Origin of the sequence: Citromicrobium bathyomarinum (assembly GCF_038594605.1) — a bacterium.
In the GTDB taxonomy this organism is placed as follows: domain Bacteria; phylum Pseudomonadota; class Alphaproteobacteria; order Sphingomonadales; family Sphingomonadaceae; genus Alteriqipengyuania; species Alteriqipengyuania bathyomarina_B.
Window position 1 is genome coordinate 1 of record NZ_JBCFZM010000001.1, and the last position, 19146, is coordinate 19146.

The 19146-nt window shown below is 66.4% G+C and carries 16 protein-coding genes; 10 read left to right on the plus strand and 6 right to left on the minus strand.

The genetic code is table 11. The annotated features are described in order from the left end of the window. The 5 genes from AAG612_RS00005 to AAG612_RS00025 all read right to left on the minus strand — a co-directional run. Positions 1-1875, minus strand: a 1875-nt coding sequence (locus AAG612_RS00005) for a hypothetical protein (RefSeq protein ID WP_342505990.1), incomplete at its 3' end; no start/stop codon positions are given. 52 nt (positions 1876-1927) lie between these two features. Continuing rightward, on the minus strand, positions 1928-3082 hold the full coding sequence (locus AAG612_RS00010) for a beta-barrel domain-containing protein (protein WP_342505993.1): 1155 nt from the start codon (positions 3080-3082) through the stop codon (positions 1928-1930). Between the two features lie 10 nt (positions 3083-3092). Continuing rightward, complete coding sequence (locus tag AAG612_RS00015; RefSeq protein WP_342505995.1) at positions 3093-5255, minus strand: ATP-binding cassette domain-containing protein; 2163 nt, start codon at positions 5253-5255, stop codon at positions 3093-3095. Further along, the gene (locus AAG612_RS00020; protein WP_342505997.1) at positions 5213-6556 is read right to left on the minus strand and encodes a TolC family protein; all 1344 of its coding nucleotides are present in this window, start codon (positions 6554-6556) and stop codon (positions 5213-5215) included. Before AAG612_RS00020 ends, AAG612_RS00015 begins: the two co-directional genes overlap by 43 nt. Positions 6557-6664: 108 nt before the next feature. After that, positions 6665-7699, minus strand: a complete 1035-nt coding sequence (locus AAG612_RS00025; protein WP_342505999.1) for a CDP-alcohol phosphatidyltransferase family protein — start codon at positions 7697-7699, stop codon at positions 6665-6667. Between the two features lie 112 nt (positions 7700-7811). Here AAG612_RS00025 and AAG612_RS00030 point away from each other — a divergent pair, with 112 nt between their 5' ends. After that, the gene (locus AAG612_RS00030) at positions 7812-8681 is read left to right on the plus strand and encodes a CDP-alcohol phosphatidyltransferase family protein (RefSeq protein WP_342506001.1); all 870 of its coding nucleotides are present in this window, start codon (positions 7812-7814) and stop codon (positions 8679-8681) included. Here the strand turns inward: AAG612_RS00030 and AAG612_RS00035 are convergent. Then, a complete protein-coding gene (locus AAG612_RS00035; protein WP_342506002.1) occupies positions 8654-9778 on the minus strand; it encodes a glycosyltransferase family 4 protein in 1125 nt (374 codons plus the stop codon). The genes AAG612_RS00030 and AAG612_RS00035 overlap by 28 nt on opposite strands. Positions 9779-10028: 250 nt before the next feature. Between AAG612_RS00035 and AAG612_RS00040 the strand changes: the two genes are divergently transcribed. From AAG612_RS00040 to AAG612_RS00080, 9 genes are read left to right on the plus strand one after another with little or no spacing between them, the layout of a single operon-like run. Further along, positions 10029-11135, plus strand: coding sequence for an inositol-3-phosphate synthase (locus AAG612_RS00040; RefSeq protein WP_342506004.1), 1107 nt, complete (start codon positions 10029-10031; stop codon positions 11133-11135). Further along, on the plus strand, positions 11132-11905 hold the full coding sequence (locus AAG612_RS00045; RefSeq protein ID WP_342506006.1) for a phosphocholine cytidylyltransferase family protein: 774 nt from the start codon (positions 11132-11134) through the stop codon (positions 11903-11905). The genes AAG612_RS00040 and AAG612_RS00045 overlap by 4 nt, the downstream gene beginning before the upstream one ends. Continuing rightward, entirely contained in the window at positions 11902-13128 is a 1227-nt protein-coding gene (locus AAG612_RS00050; protein WP_342506008.1) for a glycosyltransferase family 4 protein, read from the plus strand. Before AAG612_RS00045 ends, AAG612_RS00050 begins: the two co-directional genes overlap by 4 nt. After that, entirely contained in the window at positions 13116-14216 is a 1101-nt protein-coding gene (locus AAG612_RS00055) for a KpsE/RkpR family capsule polysaccharide export protein (protein ID WP_342506010.1), read from the plus strand. Before AAG612_RS00050 ends, AAG612_RS00055 begins: the two co-directional genes overlap by 13 nt. Then, positions 14213-15031: an ABC transporter permease gene (locus AAG612_RS00060; protein WP_342506014.1), complete on the plus strand. Its 819-nt coding sequence runs from the start codon at positions 14213-14215 to the stop codon at positions 15029-15031. Before AAG612_RS00055 ends, AAG612_RS00060 begins: the two co-directional genes overlap by 4 nt. Beyond that, the gene (locus tag AAG612_RS00065) at positions 15028-15726 is read left to right on the plus strand and encodes an ABC transporter ATP-binding protein (protein WP_342506016.1); all 699 of its coding nucleotides are present in this window, start codon (positions 15028-15030) and stop codon (positions 15724-15726) included. Before AAG612_RS00060 ends, AAG612_RS00065 begins: the two co-directional genes overlap by 4 nt. Before the next feature lie 29 nt (positions 15727-15755). Next, positions 15756-16628, plus strand: a complete 873-nt coding sequence (locus tag AAG612_RS00070; protein WP_342506018.1) for a class I SAM-dependent methyltransferase — start codon at positions 15756-15758, stop codon at positions 16626-16628. A gap of 14 nt (positions 16629-16642) precedes the next feature. Next, positions 16643-17959, plus strand: coding sequence for a glycosyltransferase family 4 protein (locus tag AAG612_RS00075; RefSeq protein ID WP_342506020.1), 1317 nt, complete (start codon positions 16643-16645; stop codon positions 17957-17959). Then, entirely contained in the window at positions 17959-19137 is a 1179-nt protein-coding gene (locus AAG612_RS00080) for a polysaccharide biosynthesis/export family protein (RefSeq protein ID WP_342506022.1), read from the plus strand. Before AAG612_RS00075 ends, AAG612_RS00080 begins: the two co-directional genes overlap by 1 nt. Positions 19138-19146: the final 9 nt, after the last annotated feature.

Below are 19146 nucleotides of genomic sequence, written 5' to 3' on the forward strand. Positions count from 1 at the left end.
GCGGGCGAAGCGTTCGTAGTCCCCGTGATAGCGGATACCCGCCGCTGCAGCTGCGATGGCGGGCGATACGCTGCCGAAGAATGCGGCGACGATTCCGGCGACGGACAGCACGCGTTCGCTGATGAAGGGGAATCGCGGGATGTAGGACAATCCGTAGAGGACCACTAACGCGAGGACGAAGATGATCGAGAGGGCGATGAACCTCTGGCCGAGCTTGTCGAGGCTCTTGTGGACGTTCTGCAGCCGCTCGGCATTTTTGGCGTGATAATCTTTCTGGCCGACGACAACGCCCTTCAGCGCGGTGCCGATGGTCGCCAGTCGGTCGGGGGTCAGCCGTTCGTTCGGCACGTGGGGCAGTGTGGAAACCGCATTCGCGAAGCGAGGCGACCACGCGTGTTCCGATCTGTCGCTTTCGTCCGCATCGCCCCATGAAGGCGCGGAGCTTCGCCCGGAAAAGCCGATCCACGAGAGGGCCTTTGCCCCGCGCAGCATCTCCGCCACGAAGCGCGCGTCCAGCCATCGGCGATGAACCGCCAGCCCGCGCAGCGGTGCGGTCTTCTCGGAAACCCGCATCCAGATGAACAGCGCGATCGAAAGCGTCGCCAGCTCCCCGATCGCCGCGATCAGTGTCCAGTTGCGGAAGATCAGCGATAGCGCCGCGATGAAGATCGCCATTGCCGATAGGCTGAAGATCGCAATGTAGCTGGAGCGGTAGAGGTGCCCGAGCCGCGTACCCACCTTGTCGGCGAACCCGAAGTAAGGCGCGATGGCCGCGTCCGATGCGGTCGCCGCCACGATGGCCTCGCGGCTGGTATTGCCACGCGGGGCATCTTCGACCGGAGCGGGGGCGGCCGAATATTTGTCGTCCGGCCAATCGGGCATCGACAGGACGAAGAGGCTGGGCAGCGTGAGCCAGTTCTTCACTCGCGCGGCCAAAGACCGGTTTCTCGCCGCGGGTTTGCGGAGCAGCCGGACCTGCGGCTTGTAGGTTCCGCGCGACAACAGCCCGATGGTGCTGGCGTAAAGCACCGAGGTAGTCCCGGGCTCGACCTGTCTCTTGCCGATACGCCACTCGCGCACCCGTTCCCGCGAAGAAAAGCGGCGGATCGCCTCAGCCGAAGCGTCGTTGCCGCCCAGCATCACGCTATGCGCGGCAGCCTCGATCGCGCGCGCTGCTCCATCGCTGGTAAGGTCGGACGCATCGTCGATCATCTGACGACGCGATGTTCCGGGTTGGGGCACGATACTCCTGATGCGGAGATCGTCGGGATCGATCCAGATCGTCGGCACGCCCTCTGCACCGGTTTCGGCTACGACATCCGCCGTCCCGCCGACCCCGGCGGCCGGCTTGCCGCGCCAGACCGCGATCAGCAGATCGGCCCGGCGGACGAGGATCTGCCCAAGCGTACGATAGCGCCGGGCCTGCCACATCTGGTCGAACGCGTTGTCCGGCGCGCCATCTTCGCCAGTGGCTTGCCAACGCCAGTCGGCCAGTTGGAGGACCGGCACCCCCGCCACAATCGCCTGATCGACGACCGCAATGCGCGCCGGATCGTCGAATGTCTGCGCGTAATCCTCCCTCGCAAATGGAAGAACCGCTTCGCGCTGCCAGGCAGGGTCCGCCGACGCAGCGTCCCACGCAATCCGGTCCGCGCCTTCTGCGAGCGCGGACACGAAGCGAAACTGCCTTTCGCGCTCCGCATCGGGCCATTCGGTCGCGCTGTCGGTTACCGCGCCTTTGGCGACCTTCAGCAGGTTGGCAATGGCGGCGCGCAGCGCATCGCGCTGCTCGTCGGGGATCGCGCGATGCCCGGTGATCGCGACCGTAAAGACCAGCGGCGGGATCAGGTCGGGCTCAGCCGTCTTATCGGTCATGTCCATGCGCCCCCCATGCGCCCCCCATGCGCCCCCCTTGCGTCACGCCGGCCTAACGTTCCTGCATCGACTGGCGCGAGGTCTTGAGGATCGGTTTGGTGATGTATTCCCACACGGTCTGCGAACCGGTGAGGATTTCGGCGGTCGCGGTCATGCCCGGCTGAAGGTCGACCGGACGGCTCGCTTCCTGCTGCGTCATGTTCGACGTGTCGACTTCCAGATTGACGCGGTAATAGGTGTTGATTGTGCCGTCGTCGCGCTCCTCGGCCAGCGTGTCCGGGCTGATGAACACCACCTCGCCATCGCCCGAACCATAGACCGCATTGTCATAGGCATCGAAATTGACGCGCGCGCGCTGGCCCAGCTCGACGAAGGCGATGTCGCGCGGGGGAACCTGCGCCTCGACGATCAGCCGTTCGCCCGTGGGTACGATCTGCAGCACCTCGTCGCCGGGGCGCAGCACGCCGCCCACGGTCGTCAGGCGCACGTTTTTGACGATCCCGTCGGTCGGCGCGAGCAGGCGGGTGCCTTTCAGGCTGTCGTCGCGCTGGGTCAGGACCTGTTCGGCCGCGACAAGGTCTTCCTCGGTCTGCGCGAACTCGGTCTGCAATTCGCGGATATATTGCGCGCGGACATTCGATATCTGTCCTTCGGTTTCGGAAATCGCACGCTCCATCCGGATGATTTCCACCGGCGCGACATCGCCCGAAGCGACCAGCGGGCGGTGGAGGTTCAGCTCTTCGCGCTGGAGCGCGGCGGTTTCGCGCAGCGCGTTGATCTCGGCGGCCAGAGCTGCCTGGCGACGCCTGAACAGCTGGCGCTGGTTGGCGACGAATTCGGGATAATCGCTCAGGCTGGCGGGGAAGTTGAGCGGCTTGTCGAACAGCTCGGCGTCGATCCGTGCCATCCGGCTGCGCAGCGCGGCAACCCGCGCACGCGATTCCTCGAGGCTGGCGGCGAGCTGCACCTCGTCCAGCTCGATCAGCACCTGGCCCGCGCGCACCCGGTCACCCTCGCGCACATTGATCGCGCTGATGACGCCGCCTTCCTCGCTCTGCACCACCTGCACGCGGGCGAAGGGCACGACTCGCCCCTGTGCGCGGGTCACCTGATCGAGCTCGGCCCAGAAAGACCATGCGATGAAGCCGATCAGGCTGACGCTGATCGCGATGATGATCCAGTGGGCGGGGCGAAGCGCGCGCATCATGTGTGTTTCCTCAAGACGCCTGCCGCCCGATCGAACGCGAGGTGACCGTGCCCGCCGGAGGTTCGGCTTGCGGCTTTTGCGGCACCTGCCGGGCGACGAATTCGCGCAGGATGTCGCGCGCGGGCGCATCGCTCAAAATCTTGCCGTCCGCCATCACAAGCGCCCGATCGAATCGGCTGAGCAGCGGCATCTTGTGGGTCACCATCACCAGTATGGAATTCTCGTCCAGCTGAGCGTCGATCGCGTCTAGCGCGGCGGTTTCGGTATTCTGGTCGAGCGAGGAGGTCGGCTCGTCCAGCAGCCAGACCTTGGGCTGCGCAAGGAGCAGGCGGTTGATGCCCACAAGGCTGCGTTGCCCGCCGGAAAGGCCGCGTCCGCCCTCCTGTATCTGCATTGCGAGGCCATCGGATTGCGCGGCGATCACCTGGTCGAGCCGGGTCTTGCGGGCGACCTCCATGATCGCCGTATCGCTCACATCGCCGATGCCCATCGCCAGATTGTCACGCAGAGTGCCGTTCACCAGCCGCGCGTCCTGCGCGACATAGCCGACATGGCGACGCGCGATGTCGTCCGCTACCTGCGCGAAATCGAGCCCGCCCAGCAGCACGCGGCCCTCGATCGGGGTGTAGAGGCCCGAAAGCACCTTGAGCAGCGTCGATTTGCCCGACCCGATCCCGCCGATCACCGCCACCCGCTCGCCCGGGCGGATCGCCAGCTTCTCGACCTCCAGCGATGGGCGCTGTGCCTTGGGATAGGCGAAGAGCACGTTCTGCACATCGAACCCGCCCTCGATCAGATCGGGGCGCAGCGCGCCCGCACGGCTCGCCGGGTCGATCGGAAGGCTCATGATGGTATCGAGCGCCTGAAGCGAGGAGCGGGCATAACCCCACTGCACGATGAGATTGGGCATTTGCGACACCAGCGGGCCGTTGATCCGCCCCGCGATGATCGAACAGGCGAGCAGGGCGCCGGTGGTGATCTGCCCGGTCGCGGCGAGGTATGCGCCCCAGCCCATGATCGCGACATAGGATATCTGCTGCAGCGTCGAGAACAGCGAGCCCGCGACGGCCGAGGCTTTCTTGACCGGCAGTTCGTAGTGGTTGATCTCGCGCACCAGCGTGTTCCAGCGGGCCATCATGAACCAGCCGCCGCGATTGGCGCGGACGGTCTCGCTCGCATCGAGCGACTCGACCAGCATCCCGTTCTTGCGATTGCCGCTCAGCTGCGCGCGGTCTGCGCCCTTGCGGATGACGAGAGAGAGGAACAGCGCCAGCAGCAGCGCAATCGGCAGGCTGATGATCGGGATGATCGCCAGTTGCCCGCCGATCATCGCGATCACGAAGATGAAGAACAGCGCGAAGGGCAGGTCGGCGAGGAGGAAGAGCGAGCCCGAGGACATCACCTGGCGCACCTGCTCCTGCCCGCGCAGCTGCGCCGCCATCGTACCGATGCCCGGCGGTCGCGCATCGAGCCTGATCGCCTGCGCGCGGGCAAAGAAGAACTCGCTGACCTCGGCGTCGATATCCTGCGCCTCACGCTCGATCAAAAGCGCGCGCAGGGATCGCAGCGTCAGGTCGAGGACCAGCGCGAAGCCGACGCCGACGGTCAGCACCAGCAGGGTGTCGAAGCTCGCGAGCGGGATGACCCGGTCGTAGAGCTGCATCGAATAGAGCGAGGTGGCGAGCGTCAGCAGGTTTGCGAACACCGTCGCCAGCCCGGCCATCACGAGAGGCTGCTTGCGCCGCATGATCGCGCGCCAGAACACCGAGCCCGCGCCGCCTTCGCCGCTCGCCAGCGGATCGGGCACGGCGAGCGAGAAGAAGTGCTGGCGACCGTCGTAGGTCAGCGCGGATCGCCGGCCGGCCATGTCCAGCGCGTGTTCGCTGCTCCACTGCCGCGCGACCGCCCAGCCTGCGTCCGGGTCGTACACGACCAGCGGGAACTGGTCCGGGCGCGGCTTGCCCTCGATCTCGCGCGCCGGTTGCCAGCCGAGAATGCCGGTTACGACCGACAGGCCCTCGACCCCGTCGGGCAGCGAGGCCTCGCGCAATTCGGCGTTCCAGTGCGGCGATAGCTGCTTGCCGATCAGCCGCGCGTAATTGCGGATTGCGCCTTCGATCGTGCCACTGCTCATCGTGCCAAAGCTCCCGAACTGCCCGGTTGCCAGCGGCATGTGAGCGCGAGGATGCGTGCCGTGCTTTCGGCTGCGACCACCCGCGCGTCGGCTTCGGACAATTGCGCGCTGGCTGCCTCGCGGGTCGCGTTCATCACGTCGAGCCAGCTGCGCCGCCCGGCGATGAACTGGCGCTTGTAACTCTCGATGATCTCGGCCGCCGTATCGACCGCAAGCACGCCCGCCTCGACCCGCGCGGTGGTCGCGCGGACCAGCACGTAATCGCGGCGCAGCTGTTCGCGCAGGCGCCGTTCCGCCTCGCCGAATTCGGCGATCGCGCGCTGAATGCGTGCGTCCGCCGCGTCGACCGCGCGGAACTGCGACAGCCCCGCGCCGAACTGTGCGCGCAATACCACCGCCGCGCGCGTGCCGGTGATCTCGTTTTGCGAAAGCTGGAGCACGACCTCGGGCCATACGTCGGACCGGGCGATGCTGCGCTGGGCGCGGGCGACGTCGACCAGATCGGTGAGCGCGGCAAGCTCGGGACTGCAGGCCAGCGCCTCGTCCAGCGCGACCGCTTCGGGCGGCAGCGTCTCGACCGCGCTTTCCAGCGGCAGCACTGGACGCACATCGTCGAGCCCGCTCAGCACCTGCAGGCGGACCTGGGCGCTCTCGCGCGTCTCGCCAGCAATCGCGCGGTCGAGCTCTACCTGCGCGGTGCGCGAGCGGCCGAGCGTCAGGTCGGCGCGCGGCGAGACCTGCTGATCCACCCGGCGGCCGATCGCGGCAAGCAGATCGCGATGCTGGCCGAGGCTCGCATCGAGAATGTCATAGCGGGCCTGCGCGCGGACATAGTCGTAATAGGCCTGGACCACCCGCAGCACGATATTGTTGCGCGCTTCGCCCAGCCGATCCTGCCCCGCGCGCAGGTTGGCAGCGGCGCGTTGGATCTCGCCATCGACCCGGCCGCCCGACCAGATCGGCTGTTCGAGAACGGCGTTGAGGGCAAGACCGTCCGTATCCGCGAAGGACGATCCTTCGGTGGCGGCGAGAGCCTCGATGCTGGCGCGTGGCAGCCGCAATTGATCCGCACCGCGCTTGTCGGCGGCGAGCGCGGCGGCTTCGGCCTGCGCCGCGCGCACCTGTGGGTGCGTATCGACCGCGAGCCTTGCCGCCCGGTCGAGCGGATCGGGAATGGCAACCGGCGGCGGGGCGTTAGCGCGCGCAACCGGATCGTCGAGAGGGCCGTAGGCTACGGGCGCGGGATCGTCGCGCGGCGCCGGCTCCGCGTCCTGCGCAGTGAGCTGTGCCGCCGGGTGAACCAGCAGCGTTGCAGTCAGCAATAAGGCAACAGCGCGCATGGGAGGCCTGGAAATCCGCTGGGCCGCGACAGCGGGCCTTCCGGCTCGCTGGGCGGGTTTTCAGCGTGAGGGTTACGCGAAGAAAGGTTTCGCGACAACATGCTAGGCCTATCGCTGTTCGGATGGGGGTGCGGGGGCCGGGCCCTGTGAAGCGTTGCGGCCCGGGCGCAGCACCATCGCGCAGGTCGCGGCGAACCAGCCCGCTGCGACCGTGGCGAAGGTGAACAGCAGCAGGCTCGCTCCACCCAGCAGGATCGCTATGCAGGCGGCGAGGGCGTAGAAATCGCGCATCGTGACCCACACGAGCCACTGGCGGATGCGCGAGGGCCGCGCGCGAACCCGGCTCTTAAGCGCATCGAAGGTGAAGTCTCCGCCATCCCTGCGCGACTGGAGGGCGAGCAGCGCGCTGCCCGTCGCCAGCAATGCGAAGCCGATCCCGCCCGCGATCCCGGCCGCTTCGGCGCCGCGCGTGTAGAGATTGAAGCTCACCCCCGCGATGAAGCTCAGGTTTGTCGCGGCATCGGTCACGCTGTCCATCATCGCGCCACGAGCCGAGCTGCGGAAGGTCGCTCGCGCGATCTCGCCATCGACCCCGTCGACGATCGACGCGAGCTGGAACAGGATCGCTCCGGCAATCAGTCCGGTGGCTCCGCCGAGGAACAGCGCGAGCGCCATCGCCACGCCGATCAGCGCGGCGAGCAGCGTCGCGTGCCACGGCCTGGCGCCGGGCCAGCGCAGCAGGATGCGCGTCATCGCCTGCGAGACGGGGCGGTTGAGATGGCGCGAGACGATGCCGTCGCCGGGCTTGCCGGTCGCCTTGACGATCCGGCGTGCCCAGAGGCGCAGATCGGGAATGTCGAGCGGGCGCTGGGTCTTGCCGCAGAGCGGCAGCCGATAATGCTCCGCTCCGCCCACCTCGGCCGGGTCGACCGCCCGCCAGCGCAGGCCGGGTACGAGGCGATCGATTTCGTGCCGGCACCGCGCATCCGCTCGCCAGCCGCCCTCGACTGTGACCAGAATTTCCCGCGAGGGATCTTCTGCGAATTCCCGCAAAGCCCGCGCCGCAGCAGGGATGCCCGCCACATCATGGTTCGCCGCCCGTTTGCTGGCAAAGAGGATCGCGATAGGGGCGGGGGATATCATGATTGCGGTTCTTGAGGCGGTTCGGCTTGCAAAAGCGGTGAGGGCAAGGTGTGGAGGGGTGCAGCGCTTAGCGCAAGCATGCCTCAAACCTCGATACCGAAACGCCGCCGCCATGATCGAACCATCCCAGCCCGCTCCGCCGTCGCGGATTCGTGCGCTCCAGCATCCGCTGGACCGGGTGCTCTATCATCCGCTGGCCGACCGGCTGGCCCGCATGCTCGTGCACACTGCGGTCACGCCGACCATGGTGTCCTTCGCAGGCGGTCTCGCGGTGGTGCTGGCGGGAGTCGCCTATATCCAGCCATGGTGGCCATGGAGCGTGCTTGCCGGGCTGTTGATCCACATGAGCTGGCATGTGTTCGACGGCGCGGACGGCGCGCTGGCGCGGATGACGGGGCGCGCGGGCCCGGCGGGCGAAGCGATCGACGGAGCGTGCGATTATGCAGGCCATGCCGTCCTCTACCTGACCCTGGCGCTCGCATGGCTCGACCGAACCGGCTGGTGGATCATCGCGCTCGGCAGCGTGGCCGCCGCAAGCCGGATCGTGCAGGCCAATTTCTACGAAGTCCGGCGGCGCCAGTTCATGGCATGGGTGCATGGCGTCCCGTGGTTGCGTAGCGCCGATGTCGGGCCTGCCGTGCCGCTCAGGGGGCTTGTTCGCGCCTATCTGTGGCTGGCAAGCGTGCTCACGCCCGACGACATGCGGATCGACCGGCTGGTCGCCGACCCGCTGCATGGCGCGCCGACCCGCGCGGCTCTGGAGGCTCTCGGCCCCTCGCAGATCAGCGGAAGTTCACTGCTTGGCGCCAATATCCGCACGCTGGCGCTGGGCGCGGCAATGGCGGCGGGCTCGCCCGTGTGGTATTTTCTGTACGAGATCGTGGTGCTCAACATCGTGCTCGTGCTGGCGATCCGGCGGTCCAAGCAGGCGCTCGATAGGGTCGGTCCCGCCGATCAGGCTTCGGCCAGCACCTCTCTATAGAGTGCGAGGTTCGCCTTGGCGAAATCCTCCCACCGCAAGTCCTGCGCCCGCTTGAGGCCGCGATCTTTCAGGTCCGCCGCGAGCTTTTGGTCCTCGACGACCCGGTGAAGGGCGGCGGCTATCGCGCCGGTGTCCCCTGGATCGACCAGCAGCGCCGCGCCCCCGGTCACCTCGGGCATGGCGGACAGATCGCTGGTGACGACCGGGCATCCGCTCGCCATCGCTTCCACCAGCGGCAGCCCGAAGCCTTCGCACAGCGACGGGTGGAGCAGCGCGAGCGCGCCATGATAGAGCGCTGCGAGTTCGGAATCGTCCATCGGCGGCAGGAAGCGGACACGGTCCGCGACGCCGAGGCTCGCGGCAAGCCGAGCCAGCCCGGTGCTGCCAGACCCGCGCCGCTGGACCAGGACGAGCACGATATCCCCCCGGTCTGCAAAGGCTCTGGCAAAGCCGCGCAGGGCATTATCGTGGTTCTTATAGGGGGCGAACTGCCCGACGGTGAGGATGTAGCCGGCTTCCCGCAGGCCCCGCCTGGCGAGGCGGGCGGGATCGGCGGGGCGAGGCGCGAAGTCCTCCGACACGCCGGGCCGCGCGGTAACGGTCCGCTCCGCCAGCGCGGAGTCTCTCGCGATGATCGCATCGCGGGTGGCGTCGCTGACCGCCAGGATCGCGTTCGAGTGGCGCAGCGCATGGCCAATTCCATGCCTATAGAAGCGCCGCTCCACCTGGCCCCACAGCCCTGGATTGCACCATTGCGGGTGATCGAGCCACATCAGGTCGTGGATCGTGGTGACGCATGGCATGGCCAGCCCGTGCGGCAGGATGTTCGACGGGGCGTGAAACAGATCGACATCGCGCAGGTCGACCCGCTGGGGTAGCCGCCACATCGAAGTGGGCCCGTTGCTCTCGAAACCGACCGGGATGTCGCGGGCATTGGCGGCGGTCGAGAGTGGGCCGGGATGCGTGCGATGGCGCAGAAAGCGGAAATCCAGGTCCGGTGCGAGACTCGGCAGATGATCGACCAGCGCCTGCACCACGCGCCCGATCCCGCTCGGGCGGTTTCTGATATAGCGGCAATCGAGGCAGATGGTCGGCATGTGGCAATTTTCCGACAAGCGGTGGCGATTGCATTGTCGGGAACGCGCAGGGTCTGCGCAAGAGGTTGGAAATCGCGCAAATGCCGATATGGGAAAGGCTTGGCGTTCGCAGCGCACATCGAAGTGGATATGCTATGCTGCCGCGTTCGAACGCACAGTCTCCCGGTCGAACCCTTCGGTGCGACTGCGGGACCATGGACAATGCCGGCCAACCCGACGTGGCACAGGACCGGATCTAGGTAGGACAGGAATGTCGCCAATTCGTGTGGCCCTCGTCGGCATCGGGAACTGCGCCAGCTCGCTGGTTCAGGGAACGCAATACTATGCGCGCAATCCCTCGGCCCCGGGCATGATCCATCGCGCTATTGCAGGCTACGAGGCGAGCGATGTCCAATACGTCCTCGGCATCGATGTCGATTCGCGCAAAGTGGGCCACGACATCGCCGACGCGATCTTCGCGGAGCCGAACAACACGACCGTCTTCTGCGAGGATATTTCTGCCACGGGCGTGCGCGTCATGCGCGGCGCGGTGCTCGACGGTGTCGCCCCGCATATGGCCGAGGGCGGGGCGCGCGGCTTCTCGATCGCCAACGGACCCGATGCGACTCGCGAGCAGATCGTGGCCGCGCTGCGCGAATCGCGGGCCGACATCCTCGTCAATTTCCTGCCCGTGGGATCGCAGGAGGCTGCCGAGTTCTACATGGAATGCGCGCTGGAAGCGGGCGTGGCGGTGGTCAACGGCATTCCGGTTTTCATCGCGAGCGATCCCGAATGGGAGGCGCGCTTTCGCGAGCGCGGGCTGCCGATCATCGGTGACGACATCAAGGCGCAGGTCGGCGCGACCATTGTCCACCGCACGCTGATCGCGCTGTTCGAAGAACGCGGCGCGAAGGTGGAGCGAACCTATCAGCTCAACACCGGCGGCAACACGGACTTCATGAACATGCTCGACCGGCAGCGTCTGGCGAGCAAGAAGGTCTCCAAGACCGAAGCCATTCAGGCGGTGCTGGCCGACCGGCTTTCGGACGAGAATATCCAGATCGGTCCGTCGGACTTCGTCCCGTGGCAGAAGGATAGAAAGCTTGGCTTCATCCGGCTCGAAGGCAAGCAGTGGGGCGAGGTCCCGATGGATATCGAAATCCGCCTTTCGGTAGAGGACAGCCCCAATGCCGCAGCCTGCGTGATGGACGCGATCCGGATCTGCAAGCTCGCGCTCGACCGGGGCGATGCGGGCGCGCTGGTCGGGCCGAGCGCGTATTATTGCAAGCACCCCCAGCAACAACTGGCCGAGGACGTGGCCGGCCGCATGCTCGGCGAATACCTCGCCAGTGACGCGCGGGCCGTAAAGGTCGCGTGACGAGCCGCGCAGGTGTGACCGATGCCCTCGTGCTGGCTGCCGGATATGGCAGCAGGCTGCGCGAGGTTGCCCCATGCAAGCCGCTGGCGAAAATTCACGGTGTCTCGCTGATCGAGATCGCGGTTCGTCAGTTGGCCGGGGTCGGGGTTCGGCGCGTAACGGTCGCGACGGGCTATCTCGCGGACGAGATCGAGGCCATGCTCCCTGTCATCGCGCGGCGTGCGGGTATTGCGGTGGAAACCCGGCGAGTGCCGGATTGCCGCCAACCCAACGGGCATTCGGTGATCGCGGGAAGCGCCGGTTTCGATGGCAGGTATCTGCTGGTGATGGCAGACCATATCCTGTCGCACGATCTCCTGTCTGCGCTGGTCGCGAATGCTCCCGCAGATGCCGACGCGGTGCTGGCGATCGACCGGCGGGTCGCTTCGCCGCTGGTCGATCCGGACGATGCGACATGGGTGCGGCTGGGGAAGGGCAACGCCATCGCACGGATCGGCAAGGGGCTCGATCATTATGATGCGGTGGATTGCGGCGCCTTCGTCGCCGGTCCCGGGCTGTCCCGAGCCATCGCTGCCGCCATCGGGAACGGGCAGCCGGGCTCGCTCTCCGACGGCATGCAGTTGCTCGCCGGGCAGGGGCAGGCGAGAGTGGTCGATATCGGCGATGCCTGGTGGATCGACGTCGATGACGCAAAGGCGCTGCGGCTGGCCGAGGCGCAGGTTGGCGAGCGGTTGCCGCAGGTGTTCGATACCAAGGGCGCGGAGGCGTGAGCGGCACGATCCTTCTCGATGTGACGCGCATGGCGGCGTGGCGCTGGATCGGTCGCCCGCCGACCGGGCTCGACCGGGTCTGCGAAGCCTATGCGCGCCATTTCGCGCCCGAAGCGCTGGCCGTCCTCCAGATCGCGGGGCATGCCCGGGTGCTCGACCGTCGTCGATCCGCGCGTCTGTTCGACGCCTTCGAAGCCCCCGCCGGGGCGTTCCGCAGGAATTGCGCACGCCTCCTCGGATCGCCGCAACGCAACCATTCGGTGGGTGGCGACGCCGTCTATCTCAATGTCGGCCACTCGGGCTTCGACCGCGAGGCTCACTGGCATTCGCTGGCGGGGCTGGCTGCGAAGCGCGTCTATCTGCTCCACGATCTGATCCCGATTGCGCACCCGGAGCTGACCACCGCGCACAAAACGGCGCGTCATCGCGGCAGGGTGCGCAAAGCGCTGGCGCGGGCGGACGGGATCGTTGCCAATTCGCAGGCGACGGCCGACGGCCTTGCGCGGTTTGCGCAGAGCCAGGGCGTGCCGCCGCCACCGATCCTCGCTGCGCCGATAGCTGCGCGGTCGTTGCCGCAGGTAAACCGGACCTCGACCGGGCGGCCTTATTTCCTCTGCATCGGGACGATCGAGCCGCGCAAGAACCACGCGCTGCTGCTGCGCGTGTGGTCTCGTCTGATCGAGCGGATGGGCCATGAAGCGCCGCAGCTGGTCATTGCCGGCAAGCGCGGCGCGAGCGCCTCGGCGATCCTCTCCGCGCTCGAAGGCGATGGGCGGTTGCGGGATATCGTGACCGTGCGGTCCGGCCTTTCCGATAGCGATCTAGGCACCTTGCTGGCAGGTGCGCGCGCCCTTGTATTCCCGACCCTCGCCGAAGGGTTCGGGCTGCCCGTCGCCGAAGCGCTGCAGGCGGGCGTGCCCGCCATCGCGAGCGATCTGCCCGCGCTGCGCGAGGTGGGGCAGGGCATCCCGGCGCTGCTCGATCCTGCCGACGAAACCGCATGGGTCGAGACGATTGGCACCTATTGCGGGCAGAGCGCGGATCGCGACCGCCAGCTGGCTGCGATGGCGCAGTTTCGCGCCACGACATGGGCCGATCATTTCGCGAGCGTCGAGGAATGGCTGGCCAAGCTTCCCGCCCGGCGGCTAGACCGGCGCGAGGGGGGCAGTGCAATGCGCACGCCCATGGGGGATTCGACGCAGGATCGGGCATGGCAGTGTTGAACCGTCTGAAGGCTATCAGCCCGCTGTTCCTCGTGGTGGTCCTGCTGCCGACCCTGATCGCGACGGCCTATTTCGGATTGCTCGCCGAAGACATCTACGTCTCGGAATCGCGCATCCTCGTGCGCAGCCCGAACAAATCGGATATTTCTCCGCTCGGGTCGGTGCTCGGCTCGGGTGCGCTGACCGGCGCAAGCGAGGAACGCAATGCGGTCCGCGAATTCCTGCGTTCGCGCGATGCGCTGACCAAGATCAACCGCGATGGCTTCGTGCGCGAAGCCTATGGCAATGGTTCGATATTCTGGGGCGACCGCTTCGGTCCGCTCACCGGCGACAGCACCGAACAGCTCTACGAATATTTCCAGAAGAAGATGACTCTGGAAGACGGGGACGCCGCGCTGATCCTGCGTGTGCGCGTGGAAGCGTTCGATCCCGAGGATGCGAGAACCATCAACGAACGGTTGCTGAGCCGATCCGAAGAGCTGGTCAACGAACTCTCCACCCGCGCGCGCGACGATGCGATCGCCTTCGCCCAGCTCGAAGTGGCCGAGGCGCGCGAGCAGGCGCGCGGTGCCTCGCTGGCGCTGGGGCGTTTCCGCGATTCCGAGCGGATCATCGACCCCGAGCTGCAGGCGCGGGTCGGCTTGCAGACGATTTCGCAATTGCAGGAAGAGCTGATGGCCGCGCGCACCCGCCTGCTGCAATTGCGCACCTACACGCCGCGCGCATCGCAAATTCCGTTCCTGCAGACCCAGGTCCGCGAGCTGGAGCGCGAGATCGCGAAGGAAACCGCGAAGATCGCGGGCGGATCGGGCTCGCTCTCAGCGAACTCGGCGCGCTTTCAAGAATTGCAGCTGGCCTCGCAGTTCGCCGAGCAGCAACTGACGATCGCGCTGTCCTCGCTGCAGGAGGCACGGGCCGATGCGCGCCGCAAGCAGGCCTATATCGAGCGGGTGGCAGAGCCTTCGCTGCCCGACCATGCGACCGCGCCGCGCCGGTTTCGCGGCATTCTCGCCACCCTGCTGCTCGGCCTGCTGGCGTGGGGCGTCCTCTCGATGCTGCTGGTCGGCATCCGCGAGCATCGCGAATGAGCGATTCTGCTGCCTCTCCCACACCTTCGCCTGCGCCTTCTTTGGGCAACAGCCTGCGGGTCACCCGCCGGGTGCTCGGCGCTTTGCTCGTGCGCGAGATGCTGACCCGTTACGGGCGGCACAATATCGGCTTCCTGTGGCTGTTCGTGGAGCCGATGATCTTCACGCTGGGTGTCACCGCGCTGTGGACGGCCACCAAGACGATCCACGGCAGCGACCTGCCGATCGTGGCCTTCGCGCTGACCGGCTATTCGAGCGTGCTGCTGTGGCGCAACATGCCGGGCCGCTGCATCGGAGCGCTGTGGGCCAACCTGTCGCTGATGTATCACCGCAACATCAAGGTGCTCGACATCTACCTGGCGCGGCTGTTGCTGGAATTCGGCGGGGCGACGATCTCGTTCGCGACACTCTCGGTGCTGTTCATCGTGATCGGCATCCTCGATCCGCCGCAGGACATCATCCAGGTCGCGACCGGCTGGCTGCTGCTCGCGTGGTTCGGCGTGTCGGTTGCGATCCTTCTCGGCGCATTGTCGCACGAGAGCGAGCTGGTGGAGAAGCTGTGGCATCCATTCTCCTATCTGCTGTTCCCCCTTTCGGGCGCGGCCTTCATGGTCGCCGCGCTGCCGCCCTTCGCGCAGGAGATCGTGCTCTACATCCCGACGGTGCATGGCGTTGAATATGTGCGCGAGGGCTGGTTCGGCCTGCGCGCCCGCGCGGTCTACGACCTGCCGTTCCTGATCAGCGTCAATCTCGTGCTGTCGGTCGCCGGGCTGATCGCGGTGCGCTGGGTCTCGCGCAGGGTGGTGCCCGAATGATCCGCGTGCGCGACCTGCATAAATCCTATCGCACACGCTTCGGCACCAATCACGTGCTCAAGGGCATCGGCTTCGATCTTGCGATGGGGGAGCGGCTGGGCATTCTGGGCCGCAACGGCGCGGGCAAATCGACCATGGTGCGCCTGATCAGCGGGGCCGAGCGCCCGACCTCGGGCAGCATCGAGAGCGATCTGTCGATCTCCTGGCCGCTCGCGTTCGGGGGGGCATTCCAGGTCCAGCTGACCGGGATCGACAATATCCGTTTCATCAGCCGCATCTACGAACAGGATTTCGAGGAAAACCTCGCCTTCGTCGAGCAGTTCGCGGAGCTTGGCCCCTATCTGCGCGAGCCGGTGCGGACCTATTCGTCGGGCATGCGCGCGCGGCTCGCCTTTGCCATCTCGATGATCATCGAATTCGACTGCTTCCTGATCGACGAGATCAGCGCGGTCGGCGATGCACGCTTCCACGACCGCTGCAATTTCGAGCTGTTCGAGAAACGCGCCGACCGCGCGATGATCATCATCTCGCACGATGCCGCCTATGTGCGCGACCATTGCAACCGCTGGGCGATTCTGCACGATGGCGCTCTGAGGCACTACGACGATTTCGAACTGGCCTATGCCGATTTCAAAGAGCTAATCGGGTGGAAGCCGCCGCCCGGCTGGAACGAATTGCAGGTATCGACGGCCTGATTTGCGGCCTGACTTTTGGAAAAGCAGACATGATCAGCAAACTCTTCAAGAAGCCGCAGGCCAAGACGCCGCCGAGCCTGGCGGTGTCCGATGTAACCGCGCCGGAGCCCAGCCTGTGGGAGCCGGTGTCGCAGGCGTGCACACAGGCGCAGATGGAAGAGCCGCATTATTCGCACTGGTGCTCGCTCATCCGCGAAGCCCCGCGCATGCACCGCAAGCAGTGGGAATTCGCCTACATTCTCCAGGCCCTGCACATGCACGACATGGTGGAGGAAGGCCGCCGGGGGCTGGGCTTCGGCGTTGGCAGGGAACCGCTGGCGGCGGTCTTTGCCAATCGCGACGTCGAAATCCTCGCGACCGACATGACCGCCGAGGCGGCAGCCGGGGCGGGCTGGATCGCGACCAACCAGCATATCGATTCCAAGCTTTTGCTGAACGAACGCGGGATCTGCGATCAGGAGAAGTTCGACCGGCTCGTCGATTTTCGCTTCATGGACATGAACAAGATCGACCGGTCGCTGCATGGCCAGTTCGATTTTACATGGTCGGCCTGCGCCTTCGAACATCTCGGCTCGATCGCGCAGGGACTCGAATTCGTGGCCAATTCGGTCAAGTGCCTCAAACCCGGCGGGATCGCGGTGCATACGACCGAATTCAATTGTTCCTCCAACGACGACACGGTCGACAACAATCCCACCGTGCTGTTCCGCAAGCGCGATTTCGAGCAGTTGGAGCAGCGCTTGCGCAAGAAGGGCTGGGAGATCGAGTTCAACTTCAATCTCGGCGACAAGCCACTGGACCTGTATGTCGATGTGGCGCCGTTCAAGGATAACCAACATCTCAAGCTGCAGATCGAGGAATACACGGTGACCTCGTTCGGCATCCTCGTGCGCAGACCCTAAGGCAGTCGTACCGCGTGAGCACGATCCTGATCGACGGGTATAATCTCGGCCTCGAGAAAGGCACCGGGGTTGCGACCTATGCGCGCAATCTCAGTTACGAACTGCACGAGATGGGCCACCGGGTCGCCGTGCTGTACGGCAACCGGGGCTCGCCCAATCGCGACGATCTGCTGAGCGAGATTGCCTTCTTCGACGGCCCGGTGGAGCGGAACCGGCTGATCGAGCTGATCGACAGGGCGCGGCAGGCGCTGCGCAGCCCGCTCGATTACCGGGCCCATCGCGTGCCCGTCACCGGGCGGGTGGAGGCGCGCAGCTTCTCCGCGCGGCTGCCGTTCTTCGATGCGCTCTACAACGCCAACGAAATCTTTCATAATGCGCACGGTGCCTACTGGCTGTGGGGCCGCACGGTCGGCGTTCGCATGCCGGATCGGCCCGATTTGGCGCACTGGACCTATCCGCTTCCGGTCCACATTCCCAAGGTGCCCAACATCTACACGATGCACGACCTCGTGCCGCTCAAGCTGCCGTACACCACGCTCGACAACAAGCGGCGCTATCTCAAGCTGATGCGCCTGCTCGGCGCGAAGGCCGATCACATCGTCACCGTATCCGAGAATTCGAAGCGCGATCTGATCGATCTGATCGGCATCCCCGAGGAGAAGATCAGCAACACCTACCAGTCGGTCCAGATACCCGCGAGGTTTCGCGACAAGCCAGAGGAACAGGTCGCCCGCGAGGTCGAAGGGGTGACCGGCTTCGGCTACCAGGAATACCTGCTGTTCTGGGGCTCGCTCGAACCCAAGAAGAACCTCGGCCGCATGATCGAGGCCTATATGGCGAGCAAGGTGTCGACCCCGCTGGTCATCATCGGCGCGCAGGCATGGAAGGCGGAAAAGGAACTGGCGCTGCTGAACGAGGGCGACCCCGAAAAAGGCATCGTCTCGGCGATGGAACGCAGGCGCGGCGCGCGCAAACGGATCGTCCGGCTGGACTATGCGCCTTTCGGCCTGCTGGTCAGCCTGATCCGGGGCGCGAAATTCGCGCTGTTCCCTTCGCTTTACGAAGGGTTCGGCCTGCCCGCGCTCGAGGCCATGTTGCTCGGCACGCCGGTTGTCTGCTCCAACACCTCTTCGCTGCCCGAGGTGGTCGGCGAGGCGGCGCGGATGGTCGACCCCTACGACACGCAGGCGATCACCGCCGCCATCCGAGAACTGGACGCCGACGCCGATCTGCGCAGCGAACTGAGCGCGCGCGGCATCGCGCAGGCACAGCTCTATAGCGCAGAAAATTACCGCGACCGCCTGCATCGCGTGTATGAGCGATTGCTGTGATGACCCACCGACCTTTCCCGCGCCTCGGCGCGCCCCTGTTGCTTGCGGTGGGAGCTTTGACGCTCGCGGGCTGCTCCTCTTTCGGAGCGGCAGGGCCGAGCACGCGCGACATCCGCGCGGCGGGCACTGCCCACGATCCGGCGAGCGACATCCTGATCGTCGATCTCGACCGTCCGGTGGCCGGGCGCATCGCCGACCTGACCGAGCGGCGCAGCTTCGCCAATGTGTTCGGCGATACCCTCGTCGCCGCGCCGTTGATCGAGCGGGGCGACCTGATCGCGGTGACCATGTGGGAAGCGCCGCCCGCCGTCCTGTTCGGCACCAGCGGCTCTTCGCGACCGTCCGAGGACCCGATGGTCGCGTCGAGCACGAGCCTACCCGAACAGCGGGTGGACGAAGACGGCGCGATCGCCATTCCCTTCGCGGGCAGGGTACAGGTGGCGGGGCGCACGCCTGCGCAGGTCCAGCGCGAGATCGTGGCGCGGCTGCGCGGCAAGGCCAACGATCCGCAGGCGATCGTGCGGCTGGTCGACAACCAGTCGAGCAATGTCACCATTCTGGGCGAAGTCGCCAATTCGCGCCGCGTGCCGCTGAGCGCGCGGGGCGAACGGCTGCTCGATATTCTTGCCCAGGCCGGTGGCCCGACCGAGGATGTCGACAAGGTCACCATCCGCCTGACGCGCGGAACCCGCGCGGAAACCATGCCGCTGGAGGCGGTGATCCTCGATCCCACGCAGAACGTGCCGCTGCGGGCGGACGACGTGGTGACCGTGATCCACCAGCCTTACAGCTTCATCGCGCTGGGCGCGGTGCAGCGCAATGCGGAGGTGCCGTTCGAGGGCGGGGGGCTGAGCCTCGCGCAGGCGCTGGGCCGGATCGGCGGCCTGCGCGACGACCGCTCGGACGTGCGCGGCGTGTTCGTCTTCCGCTTCGAAGACCTGGGCGCGCTACCGCCCGAGCTTGCCGCCAGCGCCAGTGCCACGCGCGATGGCCGGGTGCCGGTGATCTACCGGCTGGACCTGTCGCAGCCCGCCGGGCTGTTCGTGGCGCAGGATTTCGCGATGCGCGACGACGATGTGCTCTACGTATCGAGCGCACCGGGCGCGGACCTCCAGCGCTTCATCGCGACGCTGACCAGCTTCGCGCTCTCTTCGATCGCCATCGGCAATTCGCTCTAGCGGGGCGGG